This window comes from Stenotrophomonas beteli, assembly GCF_001431665.1.
GTDB classification, from domain to species: domain Bacteria; phylum Pseudomonadota; class Gammaproteobacteria; order Xanthomonadales; family Xanthomonadaceae; genus Stenotrophomonas; species Stenotrophomonas beteli.
In genome coordinates this window covers 55,637-81,492 of the sequence record NZ_LLXV01000015.1, presented here as the reverse complement: position 1 = coordinate 81,492, position 25,856 = coordinate 55,637, and the positions used below count along the sequence as shown (strand labels likewise).

The following is a 25,856-nucleotide window of genomic DNA, read 5'->3' as shown; positions in this document are numbered from 1 at the left end:
CACGCCATGCGTGGATAGCGCATCGATGGGGTCAGAGCCCTTTCCTTCGGAAAGGGATCCGACCCCGGGGCTCAGACCCCGGCCTCAGTTGCCCAGCTTCTTCTGCCGTGAGCGCTCGCGGGCGGCGCGCTCGTCTTCGCGCAGGCTCGGCCAGGCGGCGTGCAGGTACTGCAGGCCCGACCACAGGGTCAGCACCGCAGCAATGGCCAGGGTCCAATCGCCGATATGGAACACCGGCCAGCCCATCCAGATATCTTCCACCGGCACGTTCGGTGCCACCGAATACAGCAGGCACAGCAGCGCGACCATCTGCGCGGTGGTCTTGATCTTGCCGATCATCGCCACGCGCACCTTGGCGCGCTGGCCCAGCTCGGCCATCCATTCGCGCAGCGCCGACACCGCAATCTCGCGGCCGACGATGACCGCCGCCCAGAAGGCCATCCACGGCGTCGGATGACCCTGCACGATCAGGAACAGCGCTACCGCCACCATCAGCTTGTCCGCGACCGGGTCGAGGAAGGCGCCAAAGGCCGACTCCAGCTGGTAACGGCGTGCGATCCAGCCATCGAGCCAGTCGGTGATCGCGGCCAGGCCGAAGATCGCCGCCGAAGCGAAGTTGGTCCAGGTGTAGGGCAGGTAGAACACCAGCACCAGCACCGGGATCATCACGATCCGCAACAACGTGAGCCAGGTGGGCAGGGTCAACTTCATGCTTGCGTGCTTCTCTCTCTACTCGGCCGCATCAGGCGTGGCCAACCCGTGCAGGTTAGCGTAGATACGTGCCGCGAGGGCGTCATTGATGCCTTCCACCTTGGCGATTTCCGCTTCGCCGGCGGCTTTCAGGCCCACCAGGCCGCCGAAATGCTTGAGCAGGCTGGCGCGGCGGCGCGGGCCGATGCCGGGGATGTCCTCCAGCTTGCTGGTCATCCGCGCCTTCTGGCGGCGGCCGCGGTGGCCGGTGATGGCGAAGCGGTGGGCCTCGTCACGCACCTGCTGGATGAACTGCAGCGCCGGGTTGGCCGCGCCCGGGCGCAGCTCGCGGCCGTCGGGCATCACCAGCGCTTCATGCCCGGCGCGCCGCTCCACGCCCTTGGCCACGCCCACCAGCAGCACCCCTTCCACACCGAGGTCGGCCAATGCGGCCTGGGCCTGGGCCAACTGCCCGGCACCACCGTCGATCAGCAGCACATCCGGCAGCACGCCCTGCTCTTCCACCGCACGGCGGAAGCGACGGTCGATGGCCTGGCGCATGGCCGCATAGTCATCGCCCGGCTCGATGCCGCTGATGTTGAAGCGTCGGTACTGCGCACGCACTGGCCCGGCCGCATCGAACACCACGCACGAGGCCACGGTGGCCTCGCCCAGCGTGTGGCTGATATCGAAGCACTCCACCCGCTTGACCGGCTCGGCCAGGCCGAGCATATCGCGCAGCGCATCACTGCGTGCGTGCTGTGCGTTGCGGCTGTTGAGCTCGGTGGCCAGGGTCAGCTGCGCGTTGCGGCTGGCCAGCTCCACGTAGCCAGCGCGCTCGCCGCGTACGTTCCACTTCAGCTGTACCTTGCGCTCGGCCGAGGCCGACAGCGCGGCCACCAGCAGGTCGGCGTCGGGAATCTCGCGGTCCAGCAGGATCTCCCGCGGTGGCTCGAACTCGATGTAGTACTGCGAGACGAACGCGGCCAGCACTTCTTCCGGGCTTTCTTCACCATTGGTGCGCGGGAAGAACGGGCGGGTGCCGAGGTTGCGGCCATCGCGGAACGCCAGCAGCAGCACGCAGGCCTGCGACCCCTGCATGGCCACCGCCAGCACATCGAGGTCCGCGGCGCGCCCGTCCACGTACTGGCGGGTCTGCATGCTGCGCAGCGAGGAGATCAGGTCGCGCAGGCGCGCGGCCTGCTCGAACTCCAGCGCCTCGCTGGCGGCCTGCATCTGCTCGCCCAGTTCACGGGTCAGCTCGTCGCTCTTGCCTTCAAGGAACAGGGCGGCGCGGCGTACCGACTCGGCGTACTCCGCTGCCGGCACCAGCTCCACGCACGGCGCGCTGCAGCGCCCGATCTGGTACTGCAGGCACGGCCGCGAGCGGTTGCGGAACACGCTGTCTTCGCAGCTGCGCAGCTTGAACAGCTTGTGCATCAGGTTCAGCGTTTCGCGCACTGCGGTCACGCCGGGATACGGCCCGAAATAGCGGCCGGGAATGGCACGCGGGCCGCGATGCAGGGCGATGCGCGGCCAGTCTTCGCGGGTCAGCAGCACATGCGGATAGGTCTTGTCGTCGCGCAGCGAGACGTTGTAGCGCGGCGACAGCGACTTGATCAGCTGGTTCTCCAGCAGCAACGCCTCGGCTTCCGAGCGCGTCACGGTCACGTCCATGCGCGCGATCTGCGAGATCATCGACATGATCCGCGCGTTCTTCGGGCCGCCATTGAAGTAGCTGCCGACGCGGTTGCGCAGTGCGCGCGCCTTGCCGACATACAGCAGGGTGTCGTCGGCGGCGTACATGCGGTACACGCCGGGCGCGGTGCTGAGCTGGGCCGCGAAGGCCTTGCCGTCGAAGGCCGGGGCGGGAACGTCGGTCATTCGCTGATCGGGACTTCGCTGAGCACGCCGCTGTCGGGGTCGAATCGCAGCACGGCGTGGGCGTCGGTCTCGGCGATCCACACCGCACCTGCGCCCACCGCCAGTCCAGCCGGGCCATGCAGGCGGCGCGGCAGCGGCTGGGTGGTCAGTTCACCGCCGCCCAGCCGCAGCGTGCGCAGGCAACCGTTGCCGGTATCGGCGATCCACAGCAGCGGCGCCTCGGGGCTCAGCGCGATCGCCTGCGGGAACTGCAGGCTGGCCTGCGCGCGCGGGCCGTCTTCACTGCCGAAGCGCCACGGCCCCTGCCCGACCAGCGTCTGCACCAGGTCGCCGCGCAGCTGCAGCCCGCGGATCGACGAGCCCAGCGCGTCGGCCACGTACAGCACCTGCTGCACCACGGCCAACGCGGTCGGCTGGGCGAAGGCGGCCAGGTGGCCACTGCCGTCGCGCTCATCGATCGAGCCACTGCCGGCGCGCCACTGCAGGCTGCGCTGGCCAAGATGGAAACTCCAGATACGGTTGTCGCCGGCCATCGCGATGTGCAGCTGGTTGTCGGCGATGGCCAGGCCGACCGGATGGTCCAGCGAGACCTGCCGCGCCTGCGCGACCGGCCCTTCCACCGGCGCACCCGGGCGACCGTTGCCGCACAACGTGTCGACGATGCCCGTCAGCAGGTTGATACGGCGCACGGCGTGGTTGCCGGTGTCGGCCACGTACAGCGAATCGCGTTCCAGTACCAGCGCCTGCGGGCGGTGGAACGCCGCCTCGGCCAGGTTGCCGTCCATGAAGTCGGCGGTACCAAGGCCGAACTGGCGCAGGATGCGTCCGCCGTGGCTGCATTCAAGGATGCGGTGATGGCCACTGTCGGCGATGTAGAGCCGTTCGGTACTGACCGCCAGGCCGAGCGGGAACCGCAGCGGATGGCGCGGCTCCGGATGCAGTTCGCTGCCGCCACGCGGCGGCGCCAATGGCGCGCCCTGGCACAGCGCGTTCAAGGCGCGCTCCAGGTCCCCTGGGGCTCCCTGCCCGACCAGCCGCTGCTGTTCGCGCCCCTGGGCATCCAACAGCACCAGCGTCGGCCACGCAGTGATGCCGAAGCGGCGCCAGCCATCCCAGTCGGTATCGAGCAGCACCGGCATCGACAACCCCTGCCGGCGCAGCAGTTTCAGTGCAGCATCGGGCTCACGCTCGAAATCGAATCGCGGTACCTGCAGCACCAGCGGCTGCAGCTTGCCGGGGTGTCGCGACAGCCATTGGCCGAACTCGGCCAAGCGCTGCGCGCTCCACGCGGAGGCGGCATTGACGAACAACAGGGCCACCGGCCGACCGCGCAGTTCGGTCAGCGTGCAGGGCGTGGCATTGAGCCAGGCGGCAAACTCGGGCAGGTCCGGGACGGGCTGGACGTTCATGAGCCGATTATGCCGGAGTCGGCGTCATGCAACAGTCGCGCCACCGCACGCTTTGCAGCATCGTCCACCAGCGTCCAGACCTGTTGGAAATGCTCGCTGCCCCCGCTGTAGGGGTCCGGGATAGCGTCAGGCCCCTGCCCACCCGACCACGGAAGGTACAGCGCCAGGCGCTCGCGTTGAGCGGGCGTGGCCAGGCGCCCGGCATCGCGCAGATTGGCCTCGTCGGCACACAGGATCCAGTCGAACCGGTCGAAATCGCAGGCCTGCAACTGGCGGGCACGCAGCCCGCCGATATCCACGCCGTGGCCGGCCGCGCAGGCGATCGCGCGCCGATCCGGCGGCTCACCCACGTGCCAGCCACCGGTGCCGGCCGAATCGACCTGCACCCGTCCGGCCAGCGGCGAGGCGGCCAGGCGGGCGCGCAACGCGCCTTCGGCCATCGGCGAACGGCAGATGTTGCCAAGGCAGACGACCAGCAGCCTCATCGTGCGGTCAGCGCCTGCAACAGCGCCTCGGCGCGCTCCAGGTCTTCGGGCGTGTCGATGCCCGGCGGGAACGCTTCGGGCGAGATCGCTACGCTGATCGGGTAGCCGGCCTCGAGCACGCGCAGCTGCTCCAGTGATTCGACCTGTTCAAGCTGCCCTGGCGACATGGCGGCGAACTGCTGCAGGAATCCGGCACGGTAGCCGTAGATGCCGATGTGGCGAAGCCAGTGGTGGCCGTCCGGCAGCGTGTCGCGGCTGCGTGCGAAGCCGTCGCGGTGCCAGGCGATCGGCGCGCGGCTGAAGTACATCGCCTCGTTGCGTACGTTGCGCACCAGCTTCACCACGTTCGGGTCGAACAGGGTGTGCGCGTCCTCGACGGTCGTGGCAAGAGTCGACATCGGCGCATTGCCAGCGACCAGCGCATCTGCCACCGCGCGGATGCCTGCCGCCGGTGCGAACGGTTCGTCACCCTGCAGGTTGACCACCACGGTATCGTCGGCCCAGCCGGCAATACGCGCACACTCGGCCAGGCGGTCGGTACCGGACGCATGCGACGCAGCGGTCATCGCCACCTTCACCTCGGCCAACCCGGACAGCGCATCGGAAATGCGTTGGTCGTCGGTCGCCACCCACACCTCGCGGGCACCGGCCTGCAGCGCGCGGCGCGCCACATGCAGCACCAGCGGCTCACCGCCCAGCAGGCGCAGGGGTTTTCCCGGCAACCGCGAAGCGGCATAGCGGGCCGGAATGGCGACAACAAATTCGGTCATGCGGGCGATACTCGGCAGGCTGGTAACAAGGGGAATGTGGCCGGCAGCGTGTGAATGCAAGCGCCCCCGCGCCACTCAGTTCGGTCGCAGCTTGTCCAGGCGATCGGTCAACGCCACCCAGAACGCGGCGGGCAGCTCGGCGCGCAGTGGCACCGCGTAGTGCCAGTCGTTACCGAACGCACGGCATTTCACCGCATCCTTCTCGGTCATCAGCACCGGCAGCTGGCTGCCGAACGACAGATCCTGCGGCTGATAGGCCTGGTGGTCGGCGAACGCATGCGGCACCACGCCGATCCCACGCGCACGCAGCATGTCGAAGAAGCGCTGTGGATGGGCGATACCGGCCACCGCATGCACGCGCTGGCCCTTGAAGTACGACAGCGGGCGTGCACGGCCACCGGCCAGCGGCTGCGCACTGTCGATCTGCAACGCCATCGGCCACTGCCCGAAACCGCAGGCCTGGGCCGCGTTCTCCGCCTCGGCCTGGCCGAGATTGACCACGCGGAAATCGCATTCGCTGGCGCGGCTGACCGGCTCACGCAGCGGCCCGGCCGGAATCATCAGGCCGTTGCCATAGCGGCGCTGCGCATCGACGACTTCGATCTCGATATCGCGCGCCAAGCGGTAGTGCTGCAGGCCGTCATCGCAGACGATCACATCACAGCCGGCCTCGACCAGCGCCCTGCCAGCCGCCACCCGGTCGCGGTCCACGCGTACCGGCACGCCGGTCTTCCAGGCGATCAGCACCGGCTCGTCGCCGCCCTTGGCGGTCGGCGTATCGGCCTGCACCCACAGCGGTGCATCAGCGTCCTCGCGGCCGTAACCACGGCTGGCCACGCCCGGTTTCCACCCCGCCGCGCGCAGCCGTTCAACCAGGGCGATGGTCAGCGGGGTCTTGCCGGTACCGCCTGCGGTGATGTTGCCGACCACGATGACCGGCACCGGCAATGCGTGGCGCTTGCGCCAGCCGCGCCGGTAGGCACGCCGGCGCAGCGCGGTGACGCCGGCATACAGCGGTGCCAGCAGGCGCATCGCCCACGGAACCGGCGTGCCGTCGTACCAGTACGTCGGGGTCTGGGTACCCTTGCCGGCCATCAGTCCTGCCTTTCGCGGAACTGCATGCTGTGCAGGTGCTGGTACAGGCCACCCATCTCGAGCAGCTCGCGGTGGGTGCCGCGTTCGACGATGCGGCCGTGGTCCATCACCAGGACCTGGTCGGCATGTTCGATGGTCGACAGGCGATGGGCGATGACCAGCGTGGTGCGCTCCGGCATCAGGCGCTGCAACGCGTCCTGCACCAGCCGCTCGGATTCGTTGTCCAGCGCAGCCGTGGCTTCATCAAGAATCAGGATCGGGGCATCGCGCAGGATCGCGCGGGCGATCGCCAGGCGCTGGCGCTGGCCGCCGGACAGCAGCGCACCGTTTTCGCCTACCGGGGTCTGCAGCTGCTGCGGCATGCGTGCGATGAATTCCCAGGCGTTGGCCGCTTCGGCCGCAGCACGGATCTGTTCCTCGCTTGCTTCCATGCCATAGGCGATGTTGGCGGCGATGGTGTCGTCAAACAACATCACCTTCTGCCCGACGATCGCCACCTGCCGGCGCAGATCGGCCAGCGGATAATCATCCAGGGCCACGCCATCGAGGGTGATGACACCGCCGCTGGGCTCGTAGAAGCGCGGCACCAGCCGGATCAGGCTGGTCTTGCCGCTGCCGGAGCGGCCGACGATGGCCGTGACGGTGCCCGGCCTGGCGACGAAGCTGATGTCGTCCAGGGCGATGCCGCTGTCTTCGCGGTAGCGCAGCATCACGTGCTCGAACGCAAGCTCGCCCCGCACGCGCTGCACCGTCGTGCGGCCCTCGTCGCGCTCCACCGGCATGTCGAGGATGCCGAACAGGCGCTCGGCGGCAGCGACGCCGCGCGAGATCGAGGTCTGCACGCTGGTCAGGCGGCGCAGCGACGGGATGATGGCCATCATCGAGGTCATCAGGCCCATGAACTGGCCGGCATTGAGGCGACCGGCCAGCGCTTCACGGGTCGACACCCAGACGATCACCGCCAGCGCCAGTGCGGCCAGGAACTGCACTACGCTGGACGCGGCGGCGCGGGTGACTTCCACCTTCATGTTCAGCGCCAGCATGCGGTTGGCCAGGCGCGAGTAGCGCGAGATTTCGTGCTGCTGGGTGCCGTGCACCTTCACTTCCTGCTGCGCCGCCAGCGACTGCTCGGCGGTCTGCGCCATCGTGCCCATGCCGTCCTGGATACCGCGGCTGATGCGGCGGTAGCGCTTGCCCACGTAGGACACGATGCCACCGATCAGCGGCACCACCAGCAGCATCGCCAGGGTGACCTTGACACTCATCTGCAGCATCACCGCCAGCATTGCGATGATGGTCAGGGTATCGGCCACCACGGTCTTGAGCGCATCGGCACTGGCCTGGGTGACCTGTTCGGTATCGAAGTTCAGGCGGCTGACCATCACCGGCGTCGCTTCGGTATCGAAATGCGACGACGGCAGGTGCAGGTACTTCTGCAGCACCTGCTCGCGCAGATCGCGCACCACGCTGCGGCCGGTCTTGGCCAGCGTGTAGTCGCTCACCCAGGTGGCCACGCTGCGCATCAGGAACAGGCCCAGGATGGTCAGCGGCAGGATCACCGCCATGCGCGGTTCGGGGTTGACGAAACCGCGGTTGACCAGCGGCTCCATCAGCTTGGTGAAGTGATAGCCGGCCAGGGCTTCGACCACCATGGCGATGACCGCGCCCACCATGAACACCCAGTAGGTGCGGGTATAGCCCAGCAGACGTTTGTAGATCGGCCACACCGGCGCGTGATGGGAACTCATGGACGCACCTCTGGCGCAGTTGCAATGGCGATACGGCGGAAGCCGAGCTGACCGAGCGCGTCCTGCGCGGTCACCACGGCCTGGTAGGGGGTGCGTGCATCGGCGCGCAGCAGCACCGGCTGGCTGCGATCACTGCCGGCCACGGCGGCGATGGTCTGCTTGACCGACTCGACGTCGCTGCGCAGCACTTCCTGGTCATTGATGAAATAACGGCCCTCGGCGTTGATCAGTACGCTGAGCGAGCGTGGCGGCTCGTTGTTGGGCTGCTGGCTGGCGGTCGGCAGCTGCACCTGCAGCGTCGATCGCGCGTCGAAGGTGGTGGTGACCACGAAGAAGATGATCAGCACCAGGATCACATCGATCAGGGGAACCAGATCGATATGCGGCTCATCCTGGGATCGGTCGTTGCCGATACGCATCGATCAGGCCTTGGCCGTGGCAGGGCTGGCCGCACGCGCTGCCGGCGCGGCGTTCATCACTCCCGGGCGGCCGTCGAGGGTGTCCAGCAGCGCACTGGCCTCCTGCTCCATCTCCACCACATAGCCGTGGATGCGGCCCTTGAAGTAGCGATGGAACATGAGCGCCGGAATGGCCACGATCATGCCGGTGGCGGTGCACACCAGCGCCTTGCCGATGCCGCCGGCCAGCTGGTTCACGTCGCCCACGCCGTGGTCGAGGATGCCCAGGAACATCTGGATCATGCCGATCACGGTGCCGAGCAGGCCCAGCAGCGGACCGGCCGAGGCGATGGTGCCCAGCGCGTTCAGGAAACGCTCCATGCGGTGCACCAGGTGACGGCCGGTGTCTTCGATGCGTTCGCGGATCTGGTCACGCGGACGGTTGCGCGCTTCCAGCGCGGCCGCCAGCAGCGCGCCCAGCGGCGAGTTGGCGCGCAGGGTCTGCAGGTGCGCCGGGTCGAGCTTGCCGCGCGCGGCCCAGTTGCGCACTTCCTGGCCGAGGCCCGGCGGCAGCACTTCCGTTCGCCGCAGGGACCAGAAACGCTCCAGGATGATCGCCAAAGCCAGTACGCCCAACAGCAGCAGCGGCACCATCGGCCAGCCACCGGCCTTGACCAGTTCCCACACGTTTCAACCCTCCGGCCCAACGGCCGCTTGTTCGATCGGCGATAGGATAGCAGCCGACCGCGCCCGCCCAGCGGCATCCCACCACCGGGACGCGTGGATGCGCTGTTCACGCAGCTGCAGCCCCTGTGCGCCAAGCCATACGCGGATCGCTCCGGACTCGGCAGTAGCCACCACCTCGGCCCCCTGCGCCCGCCAGCGCCGCACCACCTCCGGCCGCGGGTGGCCGAAGCGGTTCTGGTGCCCGGCCGAGACCAGTGCCAGCCGTGGCGCCACCGCCGCCACCCACGGCGCGCTGGAACTGCCGCCGCTGCCGTGATGGGGGACCAGCACCACATCCGCACGCAACTGCGGCGAAGAGGTCGCCAAAAGCTCCGTTTCGGCAACCCGGCCGATGTCGCCGGGCAGCAGTACCACGCCGTGGGCGCCCGCCACGCGCAGCACGCAACTGCTCTCGTTCACGGCCTGCCCGCTACCGGCGGCGGGATGCAGTATCTGGAAGTCGACGCCATCCCAGTGCCAGCGCAGGCCCGCCCGGCAGGGCCGGGCCCCGGCGATGGCGCTGCCGGCGGGCGCCAGCAGCGCCAGGCGCGGATGCTGCCGGCGCACCGCGGGCAGATTGCCGGTGTGGTCCAAATGATCATGGCTGAGCACTGCCCGCTGTGGCATGGCCTGGCCCAGCGCACGCAGCGCCGGAACCAGGGTGCGTTCATTGCCGTCGCCCCCGGCCGGTGGCCCGACGTCGTACCAGAGCGCATGCCGCGCCGTGCGCAGCAGCACCGCCGTGCCCTGGCCGACGTCATGCACCAGCAGTTCCAGCTCGCCCTCCCCCGGCCCTTCGCGCGCCGGCCACAGAAGCGGCAGGCACAGCAACAGGCCCGCCAGGCCACCGCCCGCGCCGCGCGGCAGCAACCACCAGAACACACCCAGCAGCGCCGCAGGTACCGCCCAAGCGGGTGCCTCGGCCAGCCACCACATCGCCTGCGGATGGACCGCAAGCGGCTGCAGCGCGCGCCAGCTGAGTTCGAACAGCCACGCCGCAGCCCGCCATGCCCAGCGTCCCGCGCCCTCATGCAACGCCTGCAGGCCGGTACCCAGCAATGACAGCGGCACCACCAGCAGGCTCCACCAGGGAATGATCGGCAGATTGACCAGGGGCCCCAGCCGGGCGGTGCCGCCAAACAGCGCGACGCCCAACGGCAGCAGCCCCAGGCTGGCCACCCCCTGCGCGGCGAGCAGGCCGTAGAGTCTTTCGCGCAGGCCCTGCGGTGGCGCCTGCGGCAGGCACCACAGCAGCCACAGCACCCCACCGAAGCTGAGCCAGAACCCGGCCGACAGCACCGACAGTGGCGCCGGCAGCAGCAGCGCCAGCGCTGCCAGCGACATCCCGTGCGCCACACCGAGCGGGCGCCGGCCGCCACGCGCCAACGCGAGCAGGCCGATCATCAATGCCGTACGCACCGTCGGCAGCGCGCCTCCGGCCAGCACCGCGTAACCGGCAGCGGCCACCGCCGCGGCACTGGCAGCCGCCTGTTGGCGGGGCCAGCGGCGGCCCAGCTGCGGGCAGAGCCACCACAGCAGCCGGCACAGCAGCACACCCAGCCCCGCGACCACGCCGACGTGGAATCCGGAAATGGCCACCAGATGGGTCAGGCCGAGCGCGCGGAGCTGTTCCCAGTCGGCATCGGACAATCCACGCGTATCACCCAGCGCCAGCGCCTGCACGAAGCGCGCGCCGGGGCTGGGCACCTGGGCGGCGATGGCGGCACTGCTGCGCTCACGCCAGGCTGGCAGGCCAAACGCGGGATGCAGCTCGCGTGCGCCGGCCGGGTCGCGCACCGTGGCGCTGCCGGCGATGGCCTGCAACAGCGCGTGGCGCTCGCCATCGAATCCGCCGGGATTGATCCTCGAGCGCGGTGGACGCACCCGCAGTGCCAGCCGCCAGCGCGCGCCCGCCCGCAGCTGCTGGCGCCCACTGCGGTGGCCTGCCGTCGTACCCCGCCACGGATCATTCCAGCTGACCTGCAGGCGCTTGCCCCGCAACACCGGCAGAGGGTCGTCATCGTCCACGCGCAGCAGGAAACGGGTTTGCCCCGAGCGATGCTGCGGCAGGTCGATGATCCGTCCACGAACCACCACATCCTGCGCCGATGCGCCCGGCGCAAGCTGTTGCTGCAATGCCCAATGCCCGTGCAGCGCGGTCCAGGCCAGGCCGAACAACGCTGCCGCCAGCACCCGCCCCCGCCAGCGCAGCATCCAGGCGCACAGCGCGCCCACCGCCGCCACGGCACCTGGCCACAGGGGCGGCAGTGCTGGCAGCTGCACGCAGGCCAGCGCGCCCAGCACCAGGCCGGCAGCGCAGCCACGCCCCAACACGGCCGGAACGGATCGATGGGCACCCATGGCCGCAGCCTGCGGCTGCAGACCGTCGCCTGCCTATCAGTGATTGCCCCGCCCTGGGGTCAGCGCCGAACGCTGCCGCGGTGGAAGTTGACCCGGAAACTGGCGCCGCCGCCGGCAGCTTCGCCGACACTGACCGATCCGCCGTGATGCTGCACGATTTCCTTCACCAGATGCAGGCCCAGGCCGCTGCCGCTGCCCGCCGCGCGCAGGCGATGGAACGGCTCGAAGATCGCCTCGCGGTCCCCCACCGGAATGCCCGCCCCCTGGTCACTGACCTCCAGCAACGCGCGCGTATCCAGCCGCACGCAGATGATGCCGCGGCCACCGCCGTGGACGATGGCGTTGTGCACCAGGTTGGCGATCACCCGCCCCAGGGCCAGGCCATCGCCATGGATCCAGACCGGCACGTCCGGCGCATCGACCTCGAACCCGTAGCCGGCCCCCACCACCAGCGGCGCCAGATCAGCGGCCGCCTCACGCACCAGCAGCGCAAGGTCGAGCCGCTGCAACGCCCCGACATTACGATCCAGCCGCTGCAGGTCAAGCAGGTGCTCGGCCACATTGCCCAGCCGCGCCACATCGGTCAGCAACTGCGACTTCAGCTCGCCCTGTGGCAACTGCGACAGGCGCGCCTGCACCACCGCGATCGGGACGCGCAGTTCATGCGCCGCGTCGGCGAGGAACTTGTCCCGCGCAGCGTAGCCCTGCTGCACCTTGTCGATCGCATCATTGAACGCCTCCACCAGTGGCGCCACTTCGGTGGACACCAGCTGCGCATCCAGCCGTGCGCCCGGTTGGCCGATATCCAGCTCCTTGGCCTGCTGCGCGGAACGGCGCACGCCGCGCATCGCGCGATGGATCACCGTCGGCATCACCAGCAGCGTGACCACGATCAGGGGCAGGAAGAACCACAGGCCGATCAGCCGCAGCACCATCAACGCGCCGTCGAGCAGGCCGCCCTTGGGCGCGCCGCCCACCATCACCGTGATGCGGCGCCCCTCCTCGTTGCGGATCATCACCCGCGCCACATCCAGATAGGGCGGTACCAGCGAGCCGAGCTCGGTGGCGCCGAGCGTCGGCAAGCGTGCCAGCAGCGGCGCGTGGACGGCCGGCAGGGTGCCACGCTCGAGCCAGGCACCCTTGTCATCGACTGCAGCGAACCACAGGTTGCCACCGGCCTGTGCATCGAGCGTGTTCCAGCGCGCCTCGTCCAGCACCAGCCGGCCGTCTTCGCTGTGCACCGCCTTGGCCACCGCCTCGGCCATGAACATGTCCATGCCCCAGGTGTCCTTGTCACCCCAGGTCAGGATCAGTGCAACCACCGCGAACAACACGGTGAACGCCTGTGCGAGGAACAGGCGCCAGGCCAGCCCCAGCGTGATGGAACGGATCGGACGGGCCATCTCAGGCCTCCGCCAGCAGGTAGCCGACGCCCCGGATCACGTGGATCTCCACGCCGGCACCAGCCTGTTGCAGCGCCTTGCGCAACTTGGAGATATGCGCATCGAGCGCGTTGGACTGGATCTCATCATCGAAACCGTACACCGCCGCCTCCAGCGCACTGCGGGTGACCGTGCGCCCCTGCCGCATCGCCAGCGCCTGCAGCACCAGCACCTGCCGGCGCGGCAACGGCAAGGGCAGGCCTTCGACCCGCGCCTGCAGCGATTCGAAATCGAACTCCATGCGTCCCAGCCGCAGGCTGGGCGTGACCATCGCCGAGGGTCGCCGCGAGACCGCGCGGATGCGCGCCATCAACTCTTCGATCGCGACCGGCTTGACGAGGTAGTCATCGGCGCCAACATCCAGGCCTTCAACCTTGTCCGACAGCGTGCCCTTGGCGGTCAGCATGATGACGGCCAGATTCGGCCGCAGCGCACGTGCCGTGGCAACAAAACCGGCACCATCACCATCGGGCAGCTGGCGGTCGAGCAGCATCAGCTGGTGCACCGGCTCGCGCAGCGCGATGGCGGCTTCGGCCAGGCTGGCGACCACGTCGGCGACCACGCCCTGCCGCTCCAGGCCCGATTGCAGGGCACGGGACAGATCGGGATCGTCTTCGACCAGGAGGATGCGCATGAGGGGCTCGGCGACCGGAAACGGTGCCGATCATAGTGCCTGGCGCCGCCGTTGTGCGCTGATCGCAGCCGGCCTCGCTGGCGCAATGTTCTGACAATGTTGCGCCTGCACCATGCACAGCCATCCCCGCACAGTGGTCGCCCACGGACAAGGACACCCCATGGCCTCCGTCTCCCCCACCAGCGAAGCGCACGCAATCCTGCGTGCACCCGACCTGGACAGCGCCGAGCGTGCCTACCTGGGCCTGATGCCCGACATCGAGCACGTGAATGCACTGGCGCGCCGGGCCCTGGGCCTGTCACGCGTCGCCGGTGCGGCACGCGGCTACGCGCTGTCGATGACACTGGTCGGCCTGCGCCTGCAGGAGCTGGAGATGGGCGAGGCCAGCGCGAAGGAACACCGCCAGGCAACCCTGCACAGCCTGCGCCAGGCATTCAGCGCCTGATCCTGCGGGCACCCCGCGGCGCGCGGTGTTGAACGAAGGCTGCCGCCGTCAGCGCAGCGTGCTCCAGGCCAGCACCGCCGACAACAGCGCAACCCAGATCACGGCCTTGAACGTGCCTTGCAGCATGTTGCCGCCGAACAGCAGCTCGAACAGCGGGTTGGGCCTGGAAACCGGAATGTGATCGCTCATGCAGCTGCTCCTTTTGATGACTGCGATTGCGCGGCAGCGGCAAGTCTACGCCTGCCCGGCCCGGATTCATCGCCACCTGGCTGGCTTTGGCGGCGCAATCCCGCTGTTCGTCGCAGGCCGGCTGCGGCCCCGGCGGTGGCGTGCCAGCCTGCATGCACTTTCCCGCTGGAGCACCGTGCCATGCCGATGCTTGCCCTGATGCTGCTGTTCACCGGCCTGTTCGGCGACCACGGTGGGCCCGCCGAAGCGGCAGTGCGTCAACAGATTCTGCTCAACGAGACGGCCGGCACGACGCCACAGCGTGATGACACCGCATACGCGCTGCAGCTCTTCCCGTTACGCACGGACCGGGTGCTGCGACTGGGGCGCCGGTGCTGCGCGGACGGGCCGGCCGAGCGCGCCTACATCGTGCAGCTGTGGCAACGCGTGGATGGCCGATGGCGGGTGCAGCGTGTAATCAGCGTTGAACTGCTGCCCGCTCGGCGGTAGTTCCGAAACCTGTCGTTCTCGCCACGCTTCATGCGATATCAATTGCCTCGACAACGGTCGCCATAATGCAAAAAACCCGGCGCGATGGCCGGGTCTTCTGTTCACGTCGATCCTCGCCGAGGATGTCGTGGTGGGCGGTACAGGGTTCGAACCTGTGACCCCTACCATGTCAAGGTAGTGCTCTACCGCTGAGCTAACCGCCCATCTTGTTCTTGCCGCCCGGAGGCTGGCCTTGCTACGTAAAAACCCGGCGCCAGGGCCGGGCTTTGCAGTTCACGACAGCCTCATTTCCGGAGACTTCGTGGTGGGCGGTACAGGGTTCGAACCTGTGACCCCTACCATGTCAAGGTAGTGCTCTACCGCTGAGCTAACCGCCCGTTTTGCATCTGCAGGGCCGCGATTGCGTCGGTGCAGGCCGCGTATATTACGGACGCCGGCCGTGAAGCGCAACACTTTTGTGAAGATGATGCTGCACCGCCGCGTTCAGCCGAGGCTGGCCTCCTTCAGCTGCCGGATCTGGTCGCGCACGCGCGCGGCATCCTCGAACTCCAGGTCCTTGGCGTGCTGGTACATCTGCTGTTCCAGCGCCTTGAGCCGGGCCGCCAGCTGGGCCGGGCTGAGTGAACGGTAGTCGGCACCCTCCTCGGCCACACCCGCCCTGCCCTTGGCCTTGCCCTTCTTGGCCTCCTTTTCCGCTGCATCCGAGCGGGCCCCCTCCAGCACGTCTACGATCGGGCGCGCCACCGAGCGCGGCACGATGCCGTGCTCCTGGTTGTACTCGACCTGCTTGGCGCGACGACGGTCGGTCTCGTCGATCGCCGCCTGCATCGAACGGGTCACCTTGTCCGCGTACAGGATCGCCTTGCCGCGCACATTGCGGGCGGCGCGGCCGATGGTCTGGATCAGCGAGCCGGTCGAGCGCAGGAAGCCCTCCTTGTCGGCATCCAGGATCGCCACCAGTGACACCTCGGGCATGTCCAGGCCCTCGCGCAGCAGGTTGATGCCGACCAGCACGTCGAACTTGCCCAGGCGCAGATCGCGGATGATCTCCACGCGCTCGACCGTGTCCACGTCCGAGTGCAGATAGCGCACGCGGATGCCGTGTTCGGTGAGGTACTCGGTGAGATTCTCGGCCATGCGCTTGGTCAGCGTGGTGACCAGCACGCGATCGCCGGCCTTGATGCGTTCGTTGGCCTCGCTCATCAGGTCGTCGACCTGGGTTCCTACCGGGCGGATCTCCACCACCGGATCGATCAGGCCGGTCGGGCGCACCACCAGTTCGGTGATCTCGTCACCGGCCTCGCGGTACTCGTACGGCCCCGGTGTTGCCGACACATAGATGCTGCGCGGGCAGCGCTCTTCCCACTCCTCGAAGCGCAGCGGCCGGTTGTCCAGCGCCGAGGGCAGCCGGAACCCGAATTCGACCAGCGTCTCCTTGCGCGAACGGTCGCCCTTGAACATCGCGCCGATCTGCGGAATGGTCACGTGCGATTCGTCGATCACCAGCAACGCATCGGCCGGCAGGTAGTCGAACAGGGTCGGCGGCGGCTCGCCGGCATTCTTGCCGGTCAGGTGCCGCGAGTAGTTCTCGATGCCGTTGCAGAAACCCACCTCGGCCATCATTTCGATGTCGTACTGGGTACGCTGCGCCAGGCGCTGCGCCTCCACCAGCTTGTTCTGCGCGTACAGCTGCTCCAGGCGCTCCTTCAGTTCGACCTTGATCGTCTCGATCGCCGCCAGCACGCGCTCGCGGGTGGTGGCATAGTGAGTCTTCGGGTACACGGTGAAGCGCTGCATGTTGCGCAGCGTCTCGCCGGTCAACGGATCGAACAGGGTGATCTTCTCGACCTCGCCATCGAACAGCTCCAGGCGCAGCGCCTCGCTGTCCGATTCAGCCGGGAACACGTCGATCACTTCGCCGCGCACGCGGAACGTACCGCGCTGCAGTTCATATTCGTTGCGCGTGTACTGCAGCTGGGTCAGGTGATTGATCAGGTCGCGCTGGTCGATGCGCTCGCCCTTGGACAGGATCAGGCGCAGCGACAGGTAGTCTTCCGGCGCACCCAGGCCGTAGATGGCCGACACCGTGGCCACCACGATGGCATCCGGACGTGACAGCAGGGTCTTGGTCGCCGCCAGCCGCATCTGCTCGATGTGCTCGTTGATCGAACTGTCCTTCTCGATGAAGGTGTCCGACGAGGGCACGTAGGCTTCCGGCTGGTAGTAGTCGTAGTAGCTGACGAAGTACTCCACCGCGTTGTGCGGGAAGAACGCCTTGAACTCGCCATACAGCTGCGCGGCCAGCGTCTTGTTCGGCGCCATGATCAGCGTCGGCTTCTGCACGTTCTGGATGACGTTGGCGATGGTGTAGGTCTTGCCCGAACCGGTCACGCCGAGCAGGGTCTGCTTGGCGATGCCGGCTTCGAAGTTGCTGGTCAGCTTCGCGATGGCATCGGGCTGGTCGCCCGCCGGCGAGTACGGCGAGACGAGTTCAAAACGGTCGCTCATGGTGTTGCCAGTTCCCGGGAAACGTGAGTATACGAGGCAAGGGGTGACGGCAGGCTGAGGGGTTTACCGGCATGCCGGGACGGCGTTGGCCGATGGCGGCCGAACGCCTCCGGGCGGAGGCTGGGCCCATGCCTCGCCATCTCCATGCCCCCACCGCCCGGCCCGCCCGTGGCATTCAGCTGATCGAACTGCTGCTGATCCTCATGCTGCTGGCGGTGGCGCTGGCGCTGGCCTGGGGCCCCTGGCAACGCGCGCTGCGCCACCTGCAGGCCGAGAGCCTGCGCCGGGAGCTGGTCGCCAGCCTGTCGCTGGCACGCAGCACGGCCGTTACCGAGCGCCGCCGCGTATCTGTCTGTGGCTCGTCTGATGGCCAGCAGTGTGACCAGGCCTGGAGCCGGGGCTGGCGCGTGCGGGTCGAGGCACGCACGGCCGGCGGAGGCCCCGGCCGGCTGCTGCGCACCCATACCACCAGCCAACGCCGGGTCCAGCTGCACACCAGCGATCATCGTCCCGAGGTGCAGTTCCGGCCGGATGGCCGCAACGCCGGCACCAACCAGTCCATCGTGCTGTGCGTGGATGGCTACGAGCACAGTCGCGTGATCATCAATGTCCCGGGGCGGGTGCGCAGCGAACGGCCACGACAGCCCGCCGCCTGCTGAGTGGCCGCCCACAACGAAAAAAGCCGCGATTTCTCGCGGCTTTTTCGAATCTGGCGCCCGAAGTTGGACTCGAACCAACGACCCCCTGATTAACAGTCAAGTGCTCTAACCGGCTGAGCTATTCGGGCGGGGTGCGCATTTTAGCCAGCGTTTGGCGGCCAGCGCAAGCCCTTTTTTCACGTGCGATGAGCAACCCTTACCAGCACTCCGCATTGGTCTTCTTGTCCGGGGTCTTGCGCCCGGCCTGATCCAGCGTCAGCGTGCCGCACACATCCTTGTCCTGCCCGGTTTCCGGCACTGCCTGCAGCGTGTAGGTGCTGGCCGTAGCCTTGCCGCTCAGCGACAGCGTGTAGCGCTTGGCGCCCTGCCGCGGTGACTGGTCGAACGGCAGCGAGAAACCGTCATAGCTGTTCTGCACGGTGTGGTAGCGCTCGAGCAGCTGCGCGATCTCCACCAGATCGGCCTTGGCCAGCGCCCGGTTGGTCTTCAGCACATGGCGCTGATACGACGGCAGGGCGATGGCCGCGAGCACGGCGATCACCGCTACGGTGATCATCAGCTCGATCAGGGTGAAGCCGGCGGTGGAACGACGCGTTGCAGGGGTACGCATGGGCATTCTCATGTTCATGATGGTCAGCGGATCTGGCGCCAGGACTGCCGGCCGCAGGCGCGCTGGCCGTAGGCGGTGTCGGCGCCGGGCGTGTTCAACGCCACGATGCAGCGGTCGATCGAGCCATCGACCGAGCACTTCGGATCGCTGGCATCGCACCCCTTCATCGTGGTGCTGCTGACATTGGTGCCCAGCACCGGCGCGCCGCTGGCGACGTCGCCGCCGCGGGTCAGCGCACCGGCGCCGCAGTTCGCACCGCACAGCGGGTTGCCGCCGCCCGGCTCATCGGTCAGCCCGCTCATGGCCGGCTGGCCGGTGAGCATGTTCAACCGGTAGCGCCAGTTGACGCCACCACCGGTGCCACAGACCGTCTGCCCCGGCACGTAGGTGGTGAACATCACGTTGCCGCCCTGCAGCGTCGGATAGCCGAAGAAACGCTCACCTTCGACGTCGGTGCCAACAATCAGATCCACGTACCAGCCGCGCTGGGTCGCGTAATCCACCGGATTGCCGGAGATGTCACGGAAGCCGCTGCCGGCGGAACTGACGGTCTGGCCAACCAGCACATCGCGACCGCTGACCGCACTGGAAAGGTTGTCCCAGATGCCATACAGGGTCTGCACCGGCGAATTGCGGGTCACGGCGTTGTCATCGGCGGTGAAGTAGCGCCCGGTGCCGAAGAACAGGCTGACGCCTCCGCCCGGACCGGCCGAGACTTCGATCGAGCCGGTGATCGGCTGCACCACCGCACTGCGGACTGCGGTGAACAACGGCGAACCACTCAGCCCCACATTCCACGCCGTGGTGTCGCCACCGCGCAGATCGAAGCGCCAGATGTTGCCCTGCATGTCGCCACCGTACACGGTGTCGGCCAGACCGCTGCTGTTGTACAGGCCCACCGCAGTCACATGATTGAGGCCATTGGCGATCGCGTACTTGGTGCCGGCCGGATACAGGCGCTTGAGCACCTGGCCGGTCTGGATGTCCACCACGTACAGCACAGGACGACCAGTGCTGGAATTGACACCATTGCCGAACAGGGCGACGAAGCGCGGCGGACCGTCAGGGTCGGAACCGGCCACCGGCACCACCACCGGCTTGCCGAAGGCGAAGCCCATGTCCGACTCGGTCTTGCCGGAAATCTCCCACAGCACGTTGCTGGAAGTGAACCCGGTCGGATTGCTGATATCCAGCCCGAACACCGAACCATTACCCACCGAGGTCGCTGAAGGACCGCGGCTGGCACCGCCACCACCGGTCGAGCCCACCAGCACGGTATGCCAGGCGTTGCCGTAGTAGACGTCGGACGAGGTCAGCCCACCATCAACGTAGTAGCGATGGCCGTAGGCCGGGTTGGCCAGCTCGGCCATGTGCTGCAGCGACGCCGAGGGAATGAAGGCGAACTGCTCGGTACCTGCGGCCGTGCCGGTACTGGCGTTGAACCCGTGCAGCATGCCGTCATTGGCACCGACGTAGGCCATCGAGGGTGGCCCGCCGGAGGCCTTCTTGGCATCCAGGTAGGCTTGATAGCGCGTGCCCAGCGTGGTCTTCCAGCCCACCCCACCCTGCGCCTTCCAGGAGGTGTAGCCGTAGTCGTCCTTGTTGGACACGATCTCCACACTGGAGTTGACGATGTCTCCCAGCAGCACGCTGCGCGGGCGGAAGCCACTGACCGGCGAACCGCGCAGGTAGCTGACCAGGTCGGCCACGGTACGCGAACCGAACCAGTTGGGAATGGTGTTCAGGCCCATGTTCCCCAGCTTCTCGGCACGATCACGGCCGGGCACGTTGTCGGCGGTGAAATCCGCCGCCGCTGCCGCCACCAGCTGGTTGGACTTGTTCACATAGGTCGGTGCGGTCGACATCACGATGGTGCGGCCGGAGGCGCTCATCCGGGTTGACGCACGCCACAGCTCCGCACCGATGCCGCCGGTGGCGGTGACCTGGCTGGCAATGAGATCGCCGGTCCAGTCGTTGGAGCCAGAGGCCACGGCATAGTGCGCGGACACAGTGAAGGAACCCGCATTGACGCGTGCGCCGGTCGCGCTGCCACCCACCGGTGCCTCGCCGGCTGCGGCGCTGTCGAAGATTGCCTCCAGTGCCGACTTCAGCTTGGCGGGATTGCGTGCCAGGAAGTAGTTGTCCGGCACCCCGGCCACCTTGCTGTCCCACTTCTTGCCTGCCGGCACGCCGTACTTGGCGGCGTACCACAACGGGCTCTCCAGCTGGCCGGCCTGGCCGGTCCCGAGGCGATAGCGCGCCACGATCGCACCAGTCCATTCCGCAGGCGGCGCCGAGGAGGTGGTCAACACCGAACCATTCTTGTCGCCCGGGCGCAGCACCAGGCGCTGCACGTTGTCGGCGGCATTGGACCCGACGATGGTGTAGCCGGTCAGCATCGCGTTGCCGGCATAGGCCGACAGGTTCTCGATGCGGACCAGCACTTCGTCGGCAGCCACCGTGCCACGCACCGCGTTGTTGCTGCATTCGCTGCTGGAGGAACGCCAGCAGATGTTGCGGAAGGTGGTGTTGTCGCCTTCGTTGCAGGTCTCGCCTACGCAGTAGCTGAGCATCGACACCACGTCATTGTCGTGATCGTTGCCCCACAGTGAATCTTCCCAGACCAGCGAGAAGCTGCCGGCCTTGCCATCGGCGCGATAGGTGCGCCCGTAGACGAAGTTCGGCGACACCGTCGACTGCTTGGTGCCGATGCCGACCGAGCCCAGGAAGCAGCTGCGCCAGCCCGTGCTGGTAATCTTCGCGGTACCGGTGTTGTTGGCCTGGCACAGCGGGGCCAGGGTGATCTTGCCATTGCCCACCGGGATCTCGAACTTCGGCAGGCTCTCGGCCATGGCCACGGTATAGGTGGTCGCGGTCAGCTTGTACGAATCCGGCTTGTCCTGCACGCGCGGGCGCAGGTCGTTCTCGGCGGCCGACTTGGCCAGGCCGGCCATCAGGTAGCTGCCTTCGGTGGAGGGCACGTCCGGGCAGATGCCGCGCACCAGCGACAGTCCGGTGACCTTGGCCGCCCGGCAGATGTCTTCGTGCGTGTTGATCGAGGCATAGCGCTCGGTCAGGCCGATGCGACCGGCCATGTAGTTGCCGCCGGTGATGTTCTCCAGATTGCCGATGGCGTCGGTCGAGCTCGCTGCGGTCGGCAGCCCGCTGACCGAGCCGATGTTGTCGCTGTCGAACGACGGCAGGCCCGAGGACATCACCAGGATGTTGCAGGTGGCGCAGTAGGAGTTGCCGCCATCATTCGGCGAACGGTACGGGTCCTTCCAGGACACCGCATTGGGCAGGCCGCTCAGGTCACCGCTGGCGCTGTAGATGCCCTTGGTCTCGCCCTTGATGTAGCGCAGCGCTTCGGCATACATCTCCGCCAGCGGATTGCCCCATGCGCTGCAGGTCTTGGACGCATTGCCCGGATCGGTAAGGTTGCCGTTGCCCCCGAACCCCTGGCGGTTGAGGATGCTGTAGGCGTTGCAGTCGTTCCAGTTGTTGCTCCAGTTCCACTGGTCGATGCGGAAGTTGGAGATGGTATTGATGATGCCTTCGGCACCACCGGTCAGCGAATTGCAGAACTGGCCATTGGACAGATTGATCTCATCACCGGCCGCGCAGAACGAGGTGCCGTTGCCGGCGATCTTGCCGATGTTGCGACGGACCACGCCGCCATCGCGCGGGTTGGCGTAGGTGCCGGTGACCAGGCCGAAGCGCAGGCGCCCGCTCTCGCCATAGGACTGCAGCAGGCCGGCCGGCTTCAGGTAGTCGGTGGCGCCATCGTTGTACTTGCGGCAGAACGCTTCCTGGAACGTGCCGCTGCCGGACGCGCACACCTCGACGCGCACATTGAGGTCGGCCACGACCGATCGCGGCGAGTCATCCTTGCCTTCGTCGGAGCGCCCGGCGATGCACTGGCGGCTGGCGGTCGAGGCCCATTCGCTCCAGCTGCCACTGGCCACACGCATCAGCGGCGCGCCACCACTGGCAATGGTGGCATTGCAGAACGAGGTGGTGGTCTTGTACGGCGTGAAATTGCCGATGTCGCTGCCGCTGTAGACCTTCACCCAGGCATGCAGATCGTTGGGAATCTGGGCGCGCTCCAGCACGGTCTTGGTGTTGGAATCGGTGATGCGATGGCCGCCGTACAGCACGTAGCGCATCACATCCAGGCGGCTCATCGTCGCCCAGTTCAGGAAGTTGCCCGACCAGTTACCGCCGCAGGTATGCTTCAGGGTACCGGTCGCCTGCGCGGTGGCCTTGAACTGGCCACTGCTGTACGTGTAGCAGAGGTTGGAGTCGAAATATCCCGAGTAGTCGAACTTGTCCTGGTAGGTGGTATCGAGCGTGCCGTCCTCGTCCAGGTCGCTGTAATCGCTGTAGGCCTTGTTGAACAGCTGCTCGTCGCGCGACATCACCATCATCATCAGTGGCGGCTGCGTCTTCTTGCTGTACAGCGGTTCCTGCGCGATGTCGTAGTCACCGAGCGCGGCAAACAGCGGGTACACCAGGGCCCCGATGCCGGCCAGCACGGCCACAGCCGCGCCCCGGCGCAGCCAGGGTGTCGAGACGATGCGGGAAAAGCGGCGCGGAGTGTTCATGGAATGTAGATCGTGTCGATGACAGCGCTGGAAGAAGGATTGGCCGGATCGTCACTGGCCAACACGGTGATCTGGTAGATGTTCTCGGTTTCTTCGTTCTTCTTGCCACCCACATTGATCGGCCCGCGCGGCACGCACTTGTCCAGGCGCCGGGTGTTGATGGCGGTGGCCGTGGTCTTGCCGTCGGCCCAGGTCGCCGGATCGAACACCGGGCTGCATTCTTCCTGGTTGGCTTCGTAGATATTGCCGCTGCCGATCGCGGCCTGGATCACCGCCTCCTGCGCACGTGCACTGGATTCGGCATTCTGGAAGGCCTGGTTGGAGCGCAGGTAGTTGGCCGCCATCCGCTCCTGCATGCCGGTAACCTGCATGCCGGCAATGCCGATCAATGCCAGCAGGATCAGCATGATCAGGGCGACGTACAGCACCGCGCCACGCTGCTGGCGGGCCGATGCGAAGGAAGGGATGCGTGGGCGCGGGTGCATGGCGGCCTCAGTTGCCGAAGAGGCGGTTTCGAAGGGCGATGGTGGTCTGGTAGACCGAGCGCATGCGACCGTCGGTCGGGGCGGTGAACGTTACCCCCATCGAGATCAGCGACGCGTTCTGGTCGGCCTGCGGCGCAGCGGACGGATCGGGGCTGGCCATCACCAGCCCCAACTGCACCGCACCGACGCGGCGCCAGCCATTGCCGGCAGGAATGGTCGACGCCTGCACGGTTTCCGCGGTGCCCTGGCGGTCGATGAAACCGGTCGGGTACGCCGTGGTGAGGCCACGGTCCTGGCCGTACAGCAACTGCATGTTCTCCACGCCATCCACCAGTGCCTCCGGAGCGCCGGCCACCAGCGCGCCGTTGGGCACGGCACTGAAGCGCACGCGGTACAGCGAGGAACGCGCGCTGGCCGCGTCGTAGCCCACGTAGTACAGGGCGCTCTCGGCGCGGTGCAGCATTGCCTGGCCGGCCGTGACCGGACGGGTGAAGTTGCCGACGTTGTTGGGAGTCTCGCCGAAGGTGATGGTGCCTGCCGCTGCATCCACCGCGCGGGCCTGGAACACCGTTGCGCTGGCGCAGTCGGCCGCGCCATACAGGCCCGGGTTCGAGACACCGCTCTTGAGAACGGCCAGCCGCGCCTTGTCGAAGGTGAACACCGGCTGCCCGTCGCTGCCGACGTTGCCGGTGATCGGCACGCCGTCGGGCATCAGGTAACGCAGGGCGATGATGTCGCTGCCGTTGACACGGTTGGGCATGGCGGCAGCGAACTGGGCCGGGAGCGCCGGCTTGAAGTCGGTGCCGCCGGTCCCCGGCGTGGTGCTCAGGGTCACCGCGTCGCCCGGCGCGGTCGCCGTCGCTTCATAGCCCTGGATCGAGGTCTGGAAATCCAGTGCCGGATGCGGGGTAGCCGCAAACGTGGAGAACAGCGAAGGGTTGTCCGGCGAGTTGCGTGCCTGGTCGTTGACGCAGCCGAAATGGCCGGCCATGCGCACTTCACGCTGCAGCGTGTCCATCGCGAAGCGGCTGTTCTCCTGCACCCGCGCCAGGCCGTCGGACAGCTGGTAGGCCGCGCGTGACGCCGCAAATACCTGCACCACGCCCAGCATCACGATCAGGCCGATGGTCAGGGCGATCATCAACTCGACCATCGACAGGCCGATGGCAGACCGGGGGGAAGACGGCGCGCGCATTACAGGCCACTCCTGGCAGTAAAGGTGGTATCCCCCGCATCGGCTTTCCAGCGTTCGTCACCCCAGCTCACGCTGACCGTGTACTGATCGCCGTTGCGCACCACGGTGCCGCTGGCGCCCTCGCCCAGCGCCTTGCCCAGGCGGCAGCGCCAGTCCAGGGTGAAGGCGTCGCGGCTGATGTCGTTGCCGGTGGGCGGCAGGCAGTTCTTGGTCGAGGTGGTCGCAGCATAGTTGCCCACATAGGAGGGCGCCCGCGCACGGTTCACGCGCAGCTGGTCGAGCATCTCGTAGGTGAGGTTGGTCGCCTGGGTCCGGTAATTGGCGCTCTGCACGAAGCGCACGTTCATGGTCTGCATCAGGGCAAAGCCCAGCAGGCCGACGCCAAGCACGAGGATGGCGATCAGTACCTCGATCAGGCTGAAACCACCCTGCGCGGCACGTGGCGAACGGAAACGGGGCGCGTTCACTTGCAGTCCTCCTTCAGCAGCCGGACCTGCCCGGTCGGCGAGATGCGCAGCGTTCGTTGCAGCGGCTGCTTGCCGCAGCTGTCCGGGCGCAGGGTCAGATCCAGGCTGGCGTCCGCGCGGTTGCGCCCGCGCGGATCGAAACTCACCGACAGGTCCGGCGTGCCCACCGCACTCACGCCCGGTTTGCCCGCGCTGTAGCGCAGCACCGTCTCGCCGGCGCTCAGGCCGCCATCACCATTGCTGTCTTCCCAGACCAGCCAGCCCTCGGCCCAGCTCTTGCCGTCGCAGGCGCTGCCGGCAGCGGAAGCGCAGACGCCGGCGCCACGGCGGTTGCGCACCGCCTCGCTGCGGGCCAGCGACAACGAGGCGATCAGCTCGTTGCTGGTGGTCGCGATGCGGTTGGAGCGGATCGTGCTCTGGAAACTGGGAAAGGCGATCGTGGCGAGCACGGCCAGAACCATGACCGTCACCATCAGCTCAACCAGCGTGAAGCCGTTTTCCCGGCGCAAAGACATTGGACGCTCCCCAGCGTGTTGATGGCCACGATGGGCCATCCCCCTGCC

At 67.6% G+C, this 25,856-nt stretch carries 23 protein-coding genes and 3 tRNA genes; 3 read left to right on the top strand and 23 right to left on the bottom strand.

Features of this window, described 5'->3' with window-relative positions; genetic code table 11:
* Positions 1 to 84: 84 nt before the first annotated feature.
* The 12 genes from pgsA to ARC23_RS02855 form a co-directional block, all read right to left on the bottom strand.
* Positions 85 to 711: a CDP-diacylglycerol--glycerol-3-phosphate 3-phosphatidyltransferase gene (pgsA, locus tag ARC23_RS02910; protein ID WP_021203601.1), complete on the bottom strand. Its 627-nt coding sequence runs from the start codon at positions 709 to 711 to the stop codon at positions 85 to 87.
* Positions 712 to 729: 18 nt separating this feature from the next.
* Entirely contained in the window at positions 730 to 2,574 is a 1,845-nt protein-coding gene (uvrC, locus tag ARC23_RS02905; protein ID WP_057495845.1) for an excinuclease ABC subunit UvrC, read from the bottom strand.
* Positions 2,571 to 3,983, bottom strand: coding sequence for a hypothetical protein (locus tag ARC23_RS02900; RefSeq protein WP_057495844.1), 1,413 nt, complete (start codon positions 3,981 to 3,983; stop codon positions 2,571 to 2,573). Before ARC23_RS02900 ends, uvrC begins: the two co-directional genes overlap by 4 nt.
* Positions 3,980 to 4,468: a low molecular weight protein-tyrosine-phosphatase gene (locus tag ARC23_RS02895; RefSeq protein ID WP_057495843.1), complete on the bottom strand. Its 489-nt coding sequence runs from the start codon at positions 4,466 to 4,468 to the stop codon at positions 3,980 to 3,982. The genes ARC23_RS02900 and ARC23_RS02895 overlap by 4 nt, the downstream gene beginning before the upstream one ends.
* Positions 4,465 to 5,238, bottom strand: coding sequence for a 3-deoxy-manno-octulosonate cytidylyltransferase (gene kdsB, locus ARC23_RS02890; RefSeq protein WP_057495842.1), 774 nt, complete (start codon positions 5,236 to 5,238; stop codon positions 4,465 to 4,467). Before kdsB ends, ARC23_RS02895 begins: the two co-directional genes overlap by 4 nt.
* 75 nt (positions 5,239 to 5,313) lie before the next feature.
* Positions 5,314 to 6,333, bottom strand: a complete 1,020-nt coding sequence (gene lpxK / locus ARC23_RS02885; RefSeq protein WP_057495841.1) for a tetraacyldisaccharide 4'-kinase — start codon at positions 6,331 to 6,333, stop codon at positions 5,314 to 5,316.
* Positions 6,333 to 8,081 carry a lipid A export permease/ATP-binding protein MsbA gene (gene msbA / locus ARC23_RS02880; RefSeq protein WP_057495840.1) on the bottom strand — a complete coding sequence of 583 codons (1,749 nt, stop codon included), beginning with the start codon at positions 8,079 to 8,081 and terminating at the stop codon, positions 6,333 to 6,335. The genes lpxK and msbA overlap by 1 nt, the downstream gene beginning before the upstream one ends.
* A complete protein-coding gene (locus tag ARC23_RS02875) occupies positions 8,078 to 8,500 on the bottom strand; it encodes an ExbD/TolR family protein (RefSeq protein WP_014036620.1) in 423 nt (140 codons plus the stop codon). The genes msbA and ARC23_RS02875 overlap by 4 nt, the downstream gene beginning before the upstream one ends.
* A gap of 3 nt (positions 8,501 to 8,503) precedes the next feature.
* Entirely contained in the window at positions 8,504 to 9,166 is a 663-nt protein-coding gene (locus tag ARC23_RS02870; protein WP_057495839.1) for a MotA/TolQ/ExbB proton channel family protein, read from the bottom strand.
* Between the two features lie 3 nt (positions 9,167 to 9,169).
* On the bottom strand, positions 9,170 to 11,566 hold the full coding sequence (locus tag ARC23_RS02865; protein ID WP_057495838.1) for a DNA internalization-related competence protein ComEC/Rec2: 2,397 nt from the start codon (positions 11,564 to 11,566) through the stop codon (positions 9,170 to 9,172).
* Positions 11,567 to 11,625: 59 nt separating this feature from the next.
* Positions 11,626 to 12,969, bottom strand: a complete 1,344-nt coding sequence (locus tag ARC23_RS02860) for a sensor histidine kinase (RefSeq protein WP_057495837.1) — start codon at positions 12,967 to 12,969, stop codon at positions 11,626 to 11,628.
* A gap of 1 nt (position 12,970) precedes the next feature.
* Entirely contained in the window at positions 12,971 to 13,642 is a 672-nt protein-coding gene (locus tag ARC23_RS02855; protein WP_057495836.1) for a response regulator transcription factor, read from the bottom strand.
* 160 nt (positions 13,643 to 13,802) lie between these two features.
* On the opposite strand from ARC23_RS02855, the gene ARC23_RS02850 reads away from it, so the two are divergent.
* Positions 13,803 to 14,087, top strand: a complete 285-nt coding sequence (locus ARC23_RS02850; RefSeq protein WP_057495835.1) for a hypothetical protein — start codon at positions 13,803 to 13,805, stop codon at positions 14,085 to 14,087.
* Between the two features lie 48 nt (positions 14,088 to 14,135).
* On the opposite strand, the gene ARC23_RS21045 is transcribed toward ARC23_RS02850, so the two are convergent.
* Positions 14,136 to 14,276, bottom strand: a complete 141-nt coding sequence (locus ARC23_RS21045; RefSeq protein ID WP_203226334.1) for a hypothetical protein — start codon at positions 14,274 to 14,276, stop codon at positions 14,136 to 14,138.
* A 180-nt stretch (positions 14,277 to 14,456) separates the two neighbouring features.
* On the opposite strand from ARC23_RS21045, the gene ARC23_RS02845 reads away from it, so the two are divergent.
* Entirely contained in the window at positions 14,457 to 14,765 is a 309-nt protein-coding gene (locus ARC23_RS02845; RefSeq protein WP_057495834.1) for a hypothetical protein, read from the top strand.
* Positions 14,766 to 14,893: 128 nt separating this feature from the next.
* Here ARC23_RS02845 and ARC23_RS02840 read toward each other — a convergent pair.
* The 3 genes from ARC23_RS02840 to uvrB form a co-directional block, all read right to left on the bottom strand.
* Positions 14,894 to 14,968: transfer RNA gene (locus ARC23_RS02840), tRNA-Val, on the bottom strand.
* 99 nt (positions 14,969 to 15,067) lie between these two features.
* Positions 15,068 to 15,142 (bottom strand) — tRNA-Val (locus ARC23_RS02835).
* Between the two features lie 106 nt (positions 15,143 to 15,248).
* A complete protein-coding gene (gene uvrB / locus ARC23_RS02830; RefSeq protein WP_057495833.1) occupies positions 15,249 to 17,273 on the bottom strand; it encodes an excinuclease ABC subunit UvrB in 2,025 nt (674 codons plus the stop codon).
* A gap of 128 nt (positions 17,274 to 17,401) precedes the next feature.
* Between uvrB and ARC23_RS02825 the strand changes: the two genes are divergently transcribed.
* Positions 17,402 to 17,932: a GspH/FimT family protein gene (locus tag ARC23_RS02825; RefSeq protein ID WP_057495832.1), complete on the top strand. Its 531-nt coding sequence runs from the start codon at positions 17,402 to 17,404 to the stop codon at positions 17,930 to 17,932.
* 51 nt (positions 17,933 to 17,983) lie between these two features.
* On the opposite strand, the gene ARC23_RS02820 is transcribed toward ARC23_RS02825, so the two are convergent.
* From ARC23_RS02820 to ARC23_RS02790, 7 genes are all read right to left on the bottom strand, one after another.
* Positions 17,984 to 18,060: transfer RNA gene (locus ARC23_RS02820), tRNA-Asn, on the bottom strand.
* A 68-nt stretch (positions 18,061 to 18,128) separates the two neighbouring features.
* Positions 18,129 to 18,542 carry a type IV pilin protein gene (locus ARC23_RS02815; RefSeq protein ID WP_057495831.1) on the bottom strand — a complete coding sequence of 138 codons (414 nt, stop codon included), beginning with the start codon at positions 18,540 to 18,542 and terminating at the stop codon, positions 18,129 to 18,131.
* A gap of 23 nt (positions 18,543 to 18,565) precedes the next feature.
* Positions 18,566 to 23,146, bottom strand: coding sequence for a pilus assembly protein (locus ARC23_RS02810; RefSeq protein WP_057495830.1), 4,581 nt, complete (start codon positions 23,144 to 23,146; stop codon positions 18,566 to 18,568).
* Positions 23,143 to 23,631: a pilus assembly PilX family protein gene (locus ARC23_RS02805; protein ID WP_057495829.1), complete on the bottom strand. Its 489-nt coding sequence runs from the start codon at positions 23,629 to 23,631 to the stop codon at positions 23,143 to 23,145. Before ARC23_RS02805 ends, ARC23_RS02810 begins: the two co-directional genes overlap by 4 nt.
* A 7-nt stretch (positions 23,632 to 23,638) precedes the next feature.
* On the bottom strand, positions 23,639 to 24,826 hold the full coding sequence (locus ARC23_RS02800) for a PilW family protein (protein ID WP_238985177.1): 1,188 nt from the start codon (positions 24,824 to 24,826) through the stop codon (positions 23,639 to 23,641).
* Positions 24,826 to 25,293, bottom strand: coding sequence for a type IV pilus modification protein PilV (gene pilV, locus ARC23_RS02795; protein ID WP_057495828.1), 468 nt, complete (start codon positions 25,291 to 25,293; stop codon positions 24,826 to 24,828). Before pilV ends, ARC23_RS02800 begins: the two co-directional genes overlap by 1 nt.
* Complete coding sequence (locus ARC23_RS02790; RefSeq protein WP_057495827.1) at positions 25,290 to 25,808, bottom strand: GspH/FimT family pseudopilin; 519 nt, start codon at positions 25,806 to 25,808, stop codon at positions 25,290 to 25,292. The genes pilV and ARC23_RS02790 overlap by 4 nt, the downstream gene beginning before the upstream one ends.
* Between the last annotated feature and the right edge of the window lie 48 nt (positions 25,809 to 25,856).